This window comes from Bartonella sp. AP331QHHD (genome assembly GCF_042195905.1).
In the GTDB taxonomy this organism is placed as follows: Bacteria; Pseudomonadota; Alphaproteobacteria; order Rhizobiales; family Rhizobiaceae; genus Bartonella.
Window position 1 is genome coordinate 24206 of the sequence record NZ_JBHIPG010000031.1, and the last position, 14099, is coordinate 38304.

Below are 14099 nucleotides of genomic sequence, written 5' to 3' on the forward strand. Positions count from 1 at the left end.
TAATTAAAATCTTTTGTCTGCACATCACAAACAAAACGAGCGTGTGAGGTAAAATGATAAAAGAACAGAATGAAAATTCTCAAATAATAAAGAGCTTTAGCAATATTAAGAACTGAAAAAGTGTATTATAATGCCAGCGTGTACTTTTACTAAACATAAAGATGATGGTGCACAATAGGTCTTATAACAGTTTGAATGAATTTCATATATTTCAAGAGGAACTTTTACAGCTATACCATTCACGAACACCCTCGCGAAGTAGATTTGAGCATTTTGAGAGATGTCTTCTTAACACAAAGCACCCAGATAGGCTCAGAATCCTATCTTAAATATTTTATAACAGTATAAAAACTACCCCATATATAAAACTTTACATAGACTAAACACCACCGCTCTAAACGATAGTGCACAACAGAATAATCAATCAAAACTGCACAACAGATATCTAAAACAGTAATTATCGAAAAGCATACAACAAATGGAACATTTCAATACAATTGGTTATATTCTTTTTTAAAGTTTTAAAATGTTGTTGCATGCTTCACAAATATTTTCTGCCTCATGTGCCTTTTAAAATTTACTTTTTAAAAGCTTTTTAAATATGAAGTGGTTTAGCAAATGTTGCCAAAGCTGCCTCACGCACGGCTTCTGATAAGGTAGGATGTGCATGGCAACAACGTCCCAGATCTTCTGATGAACCTCCAAATTCCATTAAAACTGCAATTTCATGGATCATTTCACCAGCACCAAATCCAAGAATATGCCCCCCTAATACCCGATCTGTTTTTTTATCAGAAAGGATTTTAACGAACCCATCACTCTTTTGCATTGCACGTGCACGACCATTGGCCATAAAAGGAAATTTGCCAACATTATATTCAATACCAGCAGTTTTTAGCTCTTCTTCTGTCCTTCCTACACTCGCAATTTCCGGCTGTGTATAAACAACACTAGGAATAACATCAAAATTAACATGCCCTTTTTGACCTGCCAAAATTTCTGCCACAGCAACGCCTTCTTCCTCTGCTTTATGTGCTAGCATTGGTCCTTTTACGACATCACCAATCGCATAAATTCCTGGAACATTCGTCTGCCAATGAGCATCAATTGCAATAAATCCGCGTTCATCTAACTGAACACCAGCCTCTTGTAATCCAAGCCCCTCTGTATAAGGAGAACGTCCAGTAGCAATAAGCACAACATCAGCCTCTAAAGTTTCAGATTCACCACCTTTGACAGATTCAAAGCTCACCTGAGCAGTTGAGCCAGATTGTGTAACAGCTGTTACCTTTGCACCCGTTTTATATTCAATCCCCTGTTTTTCCATTAATTTCTGAAATTGCCGTGAAACTTCACCATCCATTGAGCCCAAAACTTTATTAAGATACTCAATAATGGTCACTTTAGCACCTAAACGGCTCCAAACTGATCCAAGTTCTGAACCAATGACACCAGCACCTACTACAATCATATGCGTTGGTACTTTTTCAAGTGAAAGAGCTCCCGTAGAAGAAACAATAGTCTTTTCATCAATTTCAACATTCACCCCTGGAATGCCTGAACTCTCTGAACCGGTAGCAATAATAATATTTTTTGTCTCAATTGTTTGTTTATTACCATCTCTGGCAACAACTTCCACATGACCCGCACTCAAAATTTTGGCTGTCCCAAAAAAAGTATCAACTTTATTTTTTTTCATCAAAAAAGAAACACCACTCGTATTGGCTGTCACCACAGCTTTCTTATGAACCATCATTTGTTCAAGATTAAGCTTAGATTTACCAATAGAAATACCAAGCGTTTCAAAACCATGCTGGGTTTCAGAAAACACTTCTGAAGCATGCAGCAACGCTTTAGAAGGAATACAACCAACGTTGAGACATGTTCCTCCTAATGTTGTACGCTTTTCAATAATTGCTACTTTAAGTCCCAGTTGCGCCGCTTTTATTGCTGCTACATAACCACCTGGACCCGCTCCGATCACAGCCACATCATAAGACATCCGTTTCTCCTTTCATCCTGAAAACTGTATTTTACAAATCAAGAACAAGGCGTTCCGGATCTTCTAAGCTTTCCTTAACACGCACAAGGAAAGTCACAGCTTCTTGCCCATCCACAATACGGTGATCATAAGAAAGCGCTAAATACATCATGGGGCGGATCACAACTTGACCCTCAACAACCATTGCTCGCTCTTTAATCGCATGCATTCCCAAAATACCAGATTGTGGTGCATTCAAAATCGGTGTTGACATCAACGATCCATACACACCACCATTGGTAATGGTAAAAGTTCCGCCCTGCATATCAGAAACGGCTAATTTTCCATCACGCGCAAGACGCCCCAAACGACCAATCTCTTTTTCAATCTCTGCCAATGACATTTGATCTGCATCTCGCACCACTGGAACAACAAGCCCTTTATCCGTTCCAACAGCAATTCCAACATTGACATAGTTTTTGTAAACAATATCTGTCCCATCAATCTCTGCATTAACAGCAGGAAGTTCTTTTAATGCATGACAAACAGCCTTGGTAAAAAAACCCATAAAACCAAGCTTAACACCATGTTTCTTTTCAAAAAGATCCTTATAACGCTTGCGCAAATCCATCACCGCTGACATATCAACCTCATTAAATGTGGTTAACATTGCTGCTACATTTTGTGCATCTTTAAGACGGCGAGCAATTGTTTGACGCAATTTCGTCATACGAACCCGCTCTTCACGTGTTTCTTGGACAGGAGGTGCCGAAGAACTCGTCGCAGAAGAAGAGGGTGTAGGAGCATTTGTACTTTGTTTTAATCCACCAAGAACATCTTCTTTAAGAATTTGTCCACGTTTTCCAGAACCTGAAATATCGCTTTTTGCAACATTATTTTCAGCCATCAATTTTGCTGCTGAAGGAGAAGGAGGCATTGCACTGCTCAAAGCAGGCTTCTTCGATTCAGATGAAGCCGCTGGAACAAGTGTAGCAGAAGGTGAAAGTGATTGGGAGATACCAGCTTCTCCAGCTTTCACCACTCCTAAAAGAGCATTTACTTCAACCGTATCGCCTTCTTTTGCAATGATTTCAGATAATTTCCCAGCAACAGGAGAAGGAACTTCAACGGTTACCTTATCAGTTTCTAATTCAACCAAAGGCTCATCCATAGCGACAGCTTCGCCAAGTTTTTTAAACCATTTGCCAACCGTTGCTTCGGTAACCGATTCGCCCAAAGTAGGAACACGAATTTCAGTAGTCATAATATTTTTCCATACATCAGAGTAGTAATAAATTAAGAACCTAACGCGTCTTTAAGAAACGCAGCCAGTTGTTCAAGGTGTTTCACCATTAACCCAGAGGCCGGTGACGCACTCGCAGGACGTCCTGCATAACGAGCACGTGAATATTGCGCATTAATATGCGTCAAAACCCATTCCAAATAAGGCTCAATAAATGACCAAGCCCCCATGTTTTTTGGTTCCTCTTGGCACCAAAAAACTTCCGCCTGCAAAAAGCGCGATAATACATTCACCAAAACTTTTGCAGGGAAAGGATAAAGCTGTTCAACACGAAGGAGGTAAACATCATCAATACCCCTTTTTTCACGTTCTTCATAAAGGTCGTAATAAACCTTACCAGTACAAAGAACGACACGGCGAATCTTATTATCTTTTTGCAACTTAATGACAGAATCTCTGAGACATTCTGCATCATCAAGCAACACACGACAAAAACTTGTTTCTGGCCCCATTTCATTGAGAAAAGAAACAGCTCTCTTATGACGTAAAAGTGATTTCGGTGTCATCAAAATCAATGGCTTCCGGAAATCACGCTTAATTTGTCGACGCAAAATATGAAAATAATTTGCAGGGGTTGTACAATTAGCAACCTGCATATTATCTTCCGCACAAAGTTGAAGAAACCGTTCTAAACGTGCAGAAGAATGCTCCGGCCCTTGCCCTTCAAAACCATGAGGCAATAAACACACAAGACCAGACATACGAAGCCACTTACGCTCTGCGGATGAAATAAATTGATCAAAAATGACCTGTGCACCATTAGAGAAATCACCAAATTGTGCTTCCCAAAGTGTTAATCCTCGTGGTTCAGCAAGAGAATATCCATATTCAAAACCAAGAACAGCTTCTTCAGAAAGCATAGAATTAACAACGTCATAAAGCGCTTGCCCCTTTTGTAAATGATTCAAAGGAATATAACGCGCCTCATTTTCTTGGTCATAAAGAACTGAATGACGTTGTGAAAAAGTTCCCCGTTCAACATCTTCACCGGAAAGACGAACCGGTGCACCTTCCAAACAAAGTGAACCAAAAGCTAAAGCTTCAGCGGTTGCCCAGTCAACACCCTCACCGGTTTCAAAAATTTTAGCACGATTATTTAAAAAACGTTGAATGGTTTTGTGAACGTGAAAATTCGCCGGAATTTCAACAATTTTCTGACCAATTTCCTTTAAAGTTTTTACTTCAACACCGGTTGCTCTAGAATGCTGCTCATCAGAACTACTAAAAGCTTTGAGTCCCGTCCAGCTTCCATCAAGCCAATCAGCCTTATTAGGCTTATAAGAAGCACTCGCTTCAAGTTCACCTTCAAGCTTATCGCGCCATAATTTTTTTTGTTGCTCAATCTCTTCTGAAGAAATCATTCCTTCTGCTACCAATTGGTCACTATAAAGTTGAAGTGTTGTTTTATGATTACGAATTGCTTTATACATAAGCGGCTGCGTAAAGGAAGGTTCATCACCTTCATTATGCCCATAACGGCGATAACAAAACATATCAATAACCACTGGTTTATGGAAAATTTGGCGAAACTCTGTTGCTATTTTGGCAACAAAAACAACCGCCTCAGGATCATCACCATTCACATGGAAAATTGGTGCATCAATCATTTTTGCGACATCTGATGGATAAGGCGAAGAACGTGAAAAACGTGGAGATGTTGTAAAACCAATCTGGTTATTGATAATAACATGAAGTGAGCCTGCAACACGATAACCTTTAAGACCTGAAAGACCAAAAGTTTCTTGGATAACGCCTTGTCCTGCAAAAGCGGCATCACCATGAATAAGCAATGGCATCACTTTTGAACGCTCACTTAATGGGAGTAAATCAGTATGCGCAGGTCCCATAAGTTGATCTTGTTTAGCACGTGCTTTTCCCATGACAACCGGATCAACAATCTCAAGATGAGATGGATTGGCTAACAGCGATAAATGAACTTTTTTACCATCAAAGTCCAGATCAGCGGTAGTTCCCAAATGATATTTGACATCACCGGATCCCTCCACATCATCAGGCTTGTAAGATCCCCCTTTGAATTCATGAAAAATAGCCCTATGCGGTTTGGCAAGAACTTGTGAAAGAACATTTAAACGACCACGATGTGCCATTCCTAAAATAACTTCCCTAACCCCCAAAGCACTACCACATTTGATAATCTGTTCAAGAGCGGGAATCAGCGCCTCACCACCATCGAGTCCAAAACGCTTTGTACCTTTATATTTAGTGTCTAAAAACTGTTCGAATCCCTCTGCCTGAATAAGCTTATTCAGAATAGCTTTCTTGTCTTGTTGTGTGAAAGAATTTTTTTTATCTCGCCCTTCAATGCGTTCTTGAAGCCATACTTTCTGAACCGGATCAGAAACATGCATATATTCCACACCGATTGTTGAACAATAGGTACGATTGAGAATCTCAAGCATTTGCGGAATAGTTGCATATTCCAACCCTAAAACATTATCAATAAAAATGGGACGCTCGTAATCAGCTGGAGTAAAACCATAAGCTTCTGGAGAAAGTTCCTTATAATCTTCTTGTTTTTCGGCCAATTGAAGAGGGTCAAGTTGCGCATGAAGATGTCCCCGTTCTCGAAACGCACGAATCATCATAATTGCATGAACGGAATCACGTGTTGCACGAATAATATCTTGTTCACTGGAAGTTTTTCCCTTTTGTGCAGCACCTGTTATTGCTTTTTCCTTTAATTTATCGCCAAAATATTTTTCAAGAGAAGACCAATCACCATCAAGAGCAGAAATCAATTCACCCTCTGCTTTTAATGGCCAATGATCACGCTGCCATGTTGCTCCTTCAGCATTTTTAAGAACATCTTCTTTATTATCATGAAGTCCTTCAAAAAAAGCACGCCACTGTGAATCAACACTGGTAGGATCTTTTTCATATTGAGCATAAAGTTGATCTATATAATCCGCATTCCCACCATAAAGAAATGATGTCTGTGCAAAAAGGCTATTTATTTCGTCCTGCCTTGCCATATACTTCTCCGGAACATTTATTCCGTCTCCTTATATCTCTTTTTGACCTTTAAATGCTTACAAACAAGCAGTGATTCGAACATTCAAAAAAGTTTTACCTTTTTATACTCAAGCTTTTTCACCTGAATCTAAGAACCTTTTCTTATTCAGGTGAAACTTTCTTTTAGCCTTTCAAAACTGACATCAAAGTCTTACCTATCTGTGATGGCGAAGAAGATACACGAATCCCTGCTGATTCCATTGCCGCAATTTTATCTTCTGCTCCACCTTTACCACCAGAAATAACAGCACCAGCATGTCCCATTGTCCGTCCTGGAGGAGCCGTACGGCCAGCAATAAAGCCAACAACTGGCTTTTTACGACCTTTTCTTGCTTCATCTTGCAAAAACTGTGCTGCTTCTTCTTCAGCAGAACCACCAATCTCACCAATCATAACAATAGACTCGGTTTCATCATCCGCTAAAAACATTTCCAACACATCAATAAATTCAGTGCCCTTAACAGGATCGCCACCAATCCCTATAGCAGTTGTTTGTCCGAGACCTTCCTGACTCGTTTGAAAAACGGCTTCATAAGTTAAAGTTCCCGACCTCGAGACAACCCCAACAGAACCTTTTCTAAAAATAGAACCAGGCATAATACCAATTTTACATTCATTTGGTGTAAGAATACCGGGACAATTAGGACCAATAAGACGAGACTTTGAGTTTTCTAATCGCGCCTTCACTTTAACCATATCCATAACGGGAATACCTTCCGTAATACAGATAATTAAACGAACTTCAGCTTCTATAGCCTCTATAATAGCTGCAGCAGCCCCTGCAGGAGGAACATAAATAACGGAAGCATCTGCACCTGTTTTTTCTTTTGCTTCTGCAACATTAGCGAAAATAGGAAGAGTTTCGCCTTCTGAACCTTCCCATGTTTCTCCACCCTTTTTAGGATTAACGCCACCAACCATTTGCGTACCATGATAAGCAAGCGCCTGTTCTGTATGAAACGTTCCTGTTTTTCCTGTAAGCCCTTGAACTAGAACTTTTGTCTCTTTATTCACAAGAATTGACATAGCTTAAGCTCCCTTCACGGCTGCAACAATTTTTTGGGCAGCATCATCTAAATCATCAGCAGGAATAACATTCAAACCACTCTCATTGATAATTGCTTTACCTTGCTCAACATTAGTACCTTCAAGACGAACAACCAAGGGAACCTTTAAACCAACCTCACGAACAGCAGCAACCACACCTTCAGCAATGACATCACAACGCATAATACCACCAAAAATGTTAACCAAAATGCCCTTAACATTTGGATCGGCCGTAATAATTTTAAAAGCAGCTGTCACCTTTTCTTTTGATGCTCCACCACCAACATCCAAAAAATTCGCTGGCTCTGCTCCATAAAGCTTAATGATATCCATTGTTGCCATAGCAAGCCCAGCACCATTAACCATGCAACCAATCGTACCCTCAAGAGCAACATAAGCAAGATCATGCTTTGATGCTTCTATTTCCTTTGGATCTTCTTCTGAAAGATCGCGCAATTCTAAAATATCTGGATGACGAAACAGAGCATTATTATCAAAAGAAACTTTCGCATCAAGAACACGCAAGTGACCATCTTTCATCACAATAAGCGGATTGATTTCTAAAAGGCTCATATCTTTTTCACAAAATGCCTTATAGAGAATCGGAAAAAGCTTTTCACCATCTTCTCGCGCACTACTTTGTAGTTTCAACGCATCACAAAGTCTTGCACAATCAGCAGAAGTAACACCCTCTACAGCATCAATGGGAAGCGTGAATATTTTTTCTGGTGTCTCTTCAGCAACCGTTTCAATATCCATTCCACCTTCTGTTGAAACAACAAAAGCAATTCGACCAACGCTACGATCAACCAAAAGTGAAAGATAAAGCTCCCGTTCAATATCGGCACCATCTTCAATATAAAGGCGGTTGACCTGCTTACCCTCTGGACCAGTTTGTTTGGTTACCAAAGTTTTTCCAAGCATTTCTTGAACATTTGCAACAACTTCTTCAACAGATTGTGCAAGCCGAACACCACCCTTTGCATCAGGACCAAGTTCTTTAAACTTACCCTTACCACGACCACCAGCGTGTATCTGACTTTTAACCACATAGAGAGGTCCGGGCAATTTTTCCGCCCATTTTTCAGCTTGCTCTACAGAATAAACAGCGACACCATTTGCAATTGGTGCTCCATATTCATGAAGCAGACGTTTGGCCTGATACTCATGGATATTCATGCATTTGTCCTTTTCTTTTATGGATCTTATTAATCCTAAAGTTTTAACATTCTAAATACTTATTTTAATGAATTAAATCTTGTTCAATTTACTTGAGACTAGGTACAAGAGCAATACAAGCTTCACAAAGCTTTTTAACCGCATTTACTGAATGATCAAAAGCACCTCTTTCTTCTTTATCAAGATCAATTTCAATGACTCGTTCAACACCACCTGCACCAAGTACAACAGGTACCCCAACATAGGTATCATTAACCCCATATTCTCCTGAAAGATAAGCTGCAACAGGCACAACACGCTTAGTATCCTTTAGGTAGGCCTCAGCCATAGAAACAGCAGAAGCTGCTGGTGCATAATAAGCAGAACCTGTTTTTAACAAACCAACAATTTCTGCACCGCCATCACGGGTACGCTGGATAATTTGATCAATTCTTCCCTGTGTTGTCCAGCCCATCTTTATAAGATCAGGCAAAGAAATACCACCAACCGTTGAATAACGCACGAGAGGAACCATTGTATCACCGTGGCCCCCTAAAACAAACGCTGTCACATCTTTAATAGAGACCTTAAATTCCTCAGATAAGAAATGACGAAAACGCGCTGAATCAAGAACACCAGCCATACCAACCACTTTATGTGTAGGGAGACCTGAAAATTTCTGCAATGCCCACACCATCGCATCAAGGGGATTGGTAATACAAATAACAAACGCTGAAGAAGCGTATTTTTTAATTCCAGCTCCAACTTGTTCCATAACCTTTAAATTAATGCCCAAAAGTTCATCACGACTCATACCAGGTTTTCGCGCAACGCCTGCTGTTACAATAACAACATCAGCACCTTCAATTGCTTCATAAGCATTAGCACCTTTTAGACTGATATCAAAACCATCAACAGGAGAAGATTCGGCTATATCTAGAGCCTTACCTTGTGGCACACCTTCTGTAATATCAAATAAGACCACATCAGCAAGCTCTTTAAGCCCAATAATATGTGCTAAAGTACCACCAATCATACCTGAACCAATGAGAGCTATTTTTTTCCGTGCCATTTTATTTTTTCCTAACTTTTAGATAATTCAGCGCACACCCAATCAACGTCCGTATACTGAATATTTTTGACTTCAACCATATTCAAACAATATCATAAAAAGGAGTAAAGAAATGAAATTTACAAATTTCTCTCCTTACAGAAACAACAACCCTCCGCTGAAACAACTATTAGAAAATTATCACGATGTATCGATAAAGTGAATTTAAAAAAAATACAACAGAATTATTATATTTCTTTAATTTCAAAAAGTTATTGTTTTGACAGTTTACGTAAAGGTAAAAGTATAATCAATGCTTCTTCTTCAAAAGAAAATGTTCTTCCCAAAGTTTTAAATAATCGTAGCTTTGCATTTCGAAAAGACGTGATTGTGTTCTTTGAAATTCAAATGTTTCCGTAATCTGCGCATGCCCTTTATACAAATCCCCTATCCCTGCGGCTGCCGACATAAACAACCGTATGTGGCGCTCATAAAGAATATCAATAAGCAAAATAAACCGTTTTGTTTCATTACGACATGTATCATCCATGACCGGTACATTATCAATAAAAATCGTATGATAATGCTTTCCTAATAACAAATATTCAGCCGCGGCCAAAGGCTTTGCACATAAATCCCCATAATCAAAACGAGCACATCCTGCACCAAAGCGCGGAATAGGAATAAAGCGCCCTTTTATAGAAAGCTCATCAGACATCTCCTTATGTCCTTGCAATACAAGTGTCCATGCTTGATCCATATATTCATTTGCTTGAACCCCCAACGGCGATACATACATCTGTTGTAGATTTGATTTTTCAAGGCGATAATCTGTTTTTGCATCAAGATTAACAACACGAACATATGCTTTCAAAACTTGAATAAAAGGCAAAAAGAGCTCACGATTTAAACCGTTACAATAAAGGTTATCTGGCGCCACATTTGAAGTCGCAATAAAGAAAATTCCTTTATCAAACAGAGCAGAAATAAGCCGCCCCAATACCATAGCATCAGCAATATCCGTTACACTAAACTCATCAAAACAAAGTACTTTTGCTTCTCGTGCAAGATCCTCAGCAACAGCTAAAATAGGATTATCTTGTTTAAATTTTGCACACCCAGATGCTTGACGATAAAAATTAATACGCTCATGCACATCAGCCATAAAATCATTAAAATGGGCACGCTTTTTATGACCTTTAGGCAAACAAGAAAAGAACAAATCCATCAGCATGGTTTTGCCCCGTCCTACTTCACCATAAATATACAGTCCCTGAAAAAAACCTGTTTCATCTCCTTGTTTTACAACACAAGAAATATTTTGTTTTTTCCTTTTAAATATTCTGTTAAAGAAAGAGCAAAATATCCAAGGCAAAGGATGAGAGATATTTTGTTCCGCAATTTTTTTTAATAAATGATCAAAATATTCTGTTATAGCTAATTGAGCGGGATCAAAACAAACCTCTCCTTTAGCAACAAGCTCCTTATAACATGTTGAAACGAGAATCATCCAAAAAACCTTTTTCAAACCGATCTCAATGAAAAATACAAATACTTTTCAAGAATCTGTCCGTCTAGTTTAGTTTGTCATAAAAGATCAAAAATAATTTAACGACTTAAAATAACGGGATGATCATCAAGTGTACGTCCCTCAAAACGATCAACATTTGAAGAATAAAGAACGAGGATAACACGTCCAGAGTTATTATAAAAATATAATCTTTTTCCTTTAACAGCCCACGATCTCACTTGGGAAGCAATTCCTGGACAGTGTAAAGGACCAGCACGGTACCCTTGTCCAAACTTTGTTTGTGGAGTTGCAATCCGGCAAACTTTTCCTCCCATAGAAAGATTCCACACCCCAGCAACACTTGCAGGAAATAAATCAGTAGCATTACTTGGCAATTCGAGACTAGCCATTCGTCCATCGCTCTGAGAATCTCCTTTTTCATACATCGGAGCGTTTGCATCTTCAGATATCGACGAAGAAGTAGACGACAGATCAGACGCTTCTAATATTGTCATTTGTTGAGATGGATAAAAAACTTCTAATGCGTTACCATCGTCATTACCATCAAACCGTGTTGTTGAACATCCCCCTAAAAACATTACAGTTGATAGTGCAACGAAAAACGAAACTTTTGAAAACGCCATGTCTGTACTCTCTCCCACGACAATAAATAAGTTCACAAAAAAATTAAGCGAATATTTGTTATAGTTACAAAGATAAATTAACAAATTAAAAAAAACAGGTTAAAATCACTTATTTTAAAAGAAATAATTTATGTGCCCAATTTTATATTTATTAAACACTAGAAATTTATAATATTTTCAGTCATATATCTTTTTATAAGTAATCATTAGAAATAGAGAAGTTTCATGAAAACGCCATTTAGCAAAATGGACGGTCTTGGAAATCAAATTATTGTTGTTGATATGCGTGAAAGCACATACGCTCTTACACCACAAGCAATCCTTGCTTTGTCGGCAGATCCTGAAATGCATTTTGATCAAATCATGGCTATCCACACACCAACCCAGAAAAAAACCGACTTCCGCATAGAAATATGGAATGCCGACGGATCAATGGCTAAAGCTTGTGGCAATGGTACCCGCTGTGTCATCGCATGGCTTAAAGATCACAATTTTGGTGAAAAATTTCATTTAGAAACTCCCGCTGGAATTATTGAAGGAAAATACCAAACCGATAATCTCATTTCTGTTGATATGGGATGCCCAAATTTCAATGCAAAAGAGATGCCTGTTTCACGTGAAATAGTTGATACCAATCACGTAGAAATTATCGCTGGTCCCCTAAAAGACGCTTGTCTCATATCCATTGGCAATCTCCATGCTATCTTTTTTGTTGAAAATGATATTCAACATATTCCATTAGAAAAATATGGGCCAAAACTTGAACATGATCCCCTGTTTCCCGAACGGTGCAATATTTCCATTGCTTGCATAACGTCAAAGAAAAGTCTAAATTTACGTACATGGGAGCGAGGGGCAGGATTAACACAAGCATGTGGGAGTGCTGCTTGTGCAAGTGCAGTGGCTGCTTATCGTCGTGGACTTACAGAGCGCCATGTTGATGTAAATTTACCAAAGGGAAAACTTAATATTTTTTACCGAGAAGACGATCATATTATCATGACAGGACCAATTAAATATCACTTTAGTGGTTTTTTAAGCCCTTTAACAGGGTGTTACAAAAAGGATCACTCCTGATGGCAATAGAAATTGTAACTTTTGGTTGTCGACTTAATAGCTACGAATCGGAAATCATTCGCAAAGAAAGTACTTCTTCAGGGCTAGATCAACTTAAAGATGGTGCTATTATCTTTAATACCTGTGCTGTCACTGCCGAAGCCGTACGACAAGCAAAACAAGCTATCCGCAAAGCAAGACGTGAAAATCCTCATGCGCGTATCATTGTAACAGGGTGTGCAGCCCAAACAGAAGCACAAAATTTTGCCTCAATGACAGAAGTAGATCTTGTTTTAGGAAACGAAGATAAACTTCACGCTCATTCTTATCGTCAACTTCCTGATTTTGGTATTAATCATTCTGAAAAGGTGCATATCAATGACATTATGGAAGTACAAAAAATTGCTCCACATATGGTCAGTGCAATGCAAGAGCGCACCCGCGCTTTTGTACAGGTACAAAACGGATGCGATCACCGCTGTACATTTTGCATTATTCCTTATGGACGAGGACCATCTCGTTCAGTTCCCATGGGTGCTGTCATAGAACAAATTAAAAAGCTGATAGGTGGGGGTATCCAAGAAGTGGTCCTTACAGGTGTTGACCTTACAAGTTATGGCCACGATCTTCCTGGAAAAGCTACTCTAGGAAAATTAACTTCAGCTATTTTGCATCATGTCCCTGACTTAGCCCGATTACGCCTCTCATCTATTGACTCTATTGAAGCAGACGAAGAACTCATAAATCTTTTAGCTTATGAAACAAGAATCATGCCCCATTTGCATTTATCTTTGCAAGCAGGTGATAATATGATTTTAAAACGGATGAAACGGCGTCATCTGCGCGAACATGCCATTCAATTTTGCCAAGAATTGCGTGCCAAACGTTCTACAATGGTTTATGGTGCCGACTTAATTGCTGGTTTTCCTACAGAAACAGAAGAGATGTTTCAAAATAGTCTTGCCTTAATCAAAGATTGTAATTTAACCCATCTCCATGTCTTCCCCTTTAGTCCAAGAGAAGGAACACCTGCCGCACGTATGCCACAAATCAACCGTAAAATAGTTAAGCTGCGTGCTGAAAAATTGCGTAAAGCAGGTGATATGGCTTACCAAAAGCATCTTGCTCATTTACAAAACAGTCTACAAACAATTCTCGTTGAAAAAGATGAAATCGGACGAACAGAAGATTATACTCTTGTACAAGTTAAAGGTGCAAAAGCAGGAACAATTGTTCAAGCCCTTATCGTTGATCATGATGGCGATAAATTGATTGCTGTCCCTCCAAAATTAAACGCTGCTTGAGCAGGAGAATTC

10 protein-coding genes are annotated in these 14099 nt (G+C 39.0%); 2 read left to right on the forward strand and 8 right to left on the reverse strand.

Going from position 1 to position 14099, the window contains the following annotated elements; all coding sequences use genetic code 11:
- Window positions 1–595 precede the first annotated feature (595 nt).
- The 8 genes from lpdA to ACFIMS_RS03585 form a co-directional block, all read right to left on the reverse strand.
- A complete protein-coding gene (gene lpdA / locus ACFIMS_RS03550) occupies window positions 596–2002 on the reverse strand; it encodes a dihydrolipoyl dehydrogenase (RefSeq protein ID WP_375611323.1) in 1407 nt (468 codons plus the stop codon).
- 31 nt (window positions 2003–2033) lie between these two features.
- Window positions 2034–3245 carry a 2-oxoglutarate dehydrogenase complex dihydrolipoyllysine-residue succinyltransferase gene (gene odhB / locus ACFIMS_RS03555; RefSeq protein ID WP_375628547.1) on the reverse strand — a complete coding sequence of 404 codons (1212 nt, stop codon included), beginning with the start codon at window positions 3243–3245 and terminating at the stop codon, window positions 2034–2036.
- 32 nt (window positions 3246–3277) lie between these two features.
- Window positions 3278–6277, reverse strand: a complete 3000-nt coding sequence (locus tag ACFIMS_RS03560; RefSeq protein WP_375628545.1) for a 2-oxoglutarate dehydrogenase E1 component — start codon at window positions 6275–6277, stop codon at window positions 3278–3280.
- Window positions 6278–6440: 163 nt separating this feature from the next.
- Window positions 6441–7343 carry a succinate--CoA ligase subunit alpha gene (gene sucD / locus ACFIMS_RS03565; protein WP_375628543.1) on the reverse strand — a complete coding sequence of 301 codons (903 nt, stop codon included), beginning with the start codon at window positions 7341–7343 and terminating at the stop codon, window positions 6441–6443.
- 3 nt (window positions 7344–7346) lie between these two features.
- On the reverse strand, window positions 7347–8543 hold the full coding sequence (gene sucC, locus ACFIMS_RS03570) for an ADP-forming succinate--CoA ligase subunit beta (RefSeq protein WP_375612755.1): 1197 nt from the start codon (window positions 8541–8543) through the stop codon (window positions 7347–7349).
- A gap of 88 nt (window positions 8544–8631) precedes the next feature.
- Window positions 8632–9594 carry a malate dehydrogenase gene (gene mdh / locus ACFIMS_RS03575; RefSeq protein WP_375628541.1) on the reverse strand — a complete coding sequence of 321 codons (963 nt, stop codon included), beginning with the start codon at window positions 9592–9594 and terminating at the stop codon, window positions 8632–8634.
- Between the two features lie 289 nt (window positions 9595–9883).
- On the reverse strand, window positions 9884–11083 hold the full coding sequence (gene zapE / locus ACFIMS_RS03580) for a cell division protein ZapE (RefSeq protein WP_375668172.1): 1200 nt from the start codon (window positions 11081–11083) through the stop codon (window positions 9884–9886).
- Window positions 11084–11181: 98 nt separating this feature from the next.
- On the reverse strand, window positions 11182–11727 hold the full coding sequence (locus ACFIMS_RS03585; protein WP_375620904.1) for an AprI/Inh family metalloprotease inhibitor: 546 nt from the start codon (window positions 11725–11727) through the stop codon (window positions 11182–11184).
- A gap of 225 nt (window positions 11728–11952) precedes the next feature.
- Here ACFIMS_RS03585 and dapF point away from each other — a divergent pair, with 225 nt between their 5' ends.
- Together dapF and mtaB are read left to right on the forward strand one after the other, a co-directional pair.
- Window positions 11953–12804 (forward strand): diaminopimelate epimerase, encoded by an 852-nt coding sequence (gene dapF / locus ACFIMS_RS03590; protein ID WP_375628539.1) that lies wholly within the window; start codon window positions 11953–11955, stop codon window positions 12802–12804.
- Window positions 12804–14087, forward strand: coding sequence for a tRNA (N(6)-L-threonylcarbamoyladenosine(37)-C(2))-methylthiotransferase MtaB (gene mtaB / locus ACFIMS_RS03595; protein ID WP_375612759.1), 1284 nt, complete (start codon window positions 12804–12806; stop codon window positions 14085–14087). The genes dapF and mtaB overlap by 1 nt, the downstream gene beginning before the upstream one ends.
- The last annotated feature ends 12 nt before the right edge of the window (window positions 14088–14099 follow it).

Bases quoted from the DNA above. Each gene is read 5' to 3' on its own strand.
- odhB (WP_375628547.1), bottom strand. From the start codon at position 3,245: ATGACTACTGAAATTCGTGTTCCTACTTTGGGCGAATCGGTTACCGAA.
- sucC (WP_375612755.1), bottom strand. From the start codon at position 8,543: ATGAATATCCATGAGTATCAGGCCAAACGTCTGCTTCATGAATATGGA.
- ACFIMS_RS03560 (WP_375628545.1), bottom strand. From the start codon at position 6,277: ATGGCAAGGCAGGACGAAATAAATAGCCTTTTTGCACAGACATCATTT.
- mtaB (WP_375612759.1), top strand. From the start codon at position 12,804: ATGGCAATAGAAATTGTAACTTTTGGTTGTCGACTTAATAGCTACGAA.
- sucD (WP_375628543.1), bottom strand. From the start codon at position 7,343: ATGTCAATTCTTGTGAATAAAGAGACAAAAGTTCTAGTTCAAGGGCTT.
- lpdA (WP_375611323.1), bottom strand. From the start codon at position 2,002: ATGTCTTATGATGTGGCTGTGATCGGAGCGGGTCCAGGTGGTTATGTA.
- mdh (WP_375628541.1), bottom strand. From the start codon at position 9,594: ATGGCACGGAAAAAAATAGCTCTCATTGGTTCAGGTATGATTGGTGGT.
- dapF (WP_375628539.1), top strand. From the start codon at position 11,953: ATGAAAACGCCATTTAGCAAAATGGACGGTCTTGGAAATCAAATTATT.
- ACFIMS_RS03585 (WP_375620904.1), bottom strand. From the start codon at position 11,727: ATGGCGTTTTCAAAAGTTTCGTTTTTCGTTGCACTATCAACTGTAATG.
- zapE (WP_375668172.1), bottom strand. From the start codon at position 11,083: ATGATTCTCGTTTCAACATGTTATAAGGAGCTTGTTGCTAAAGGAGAG.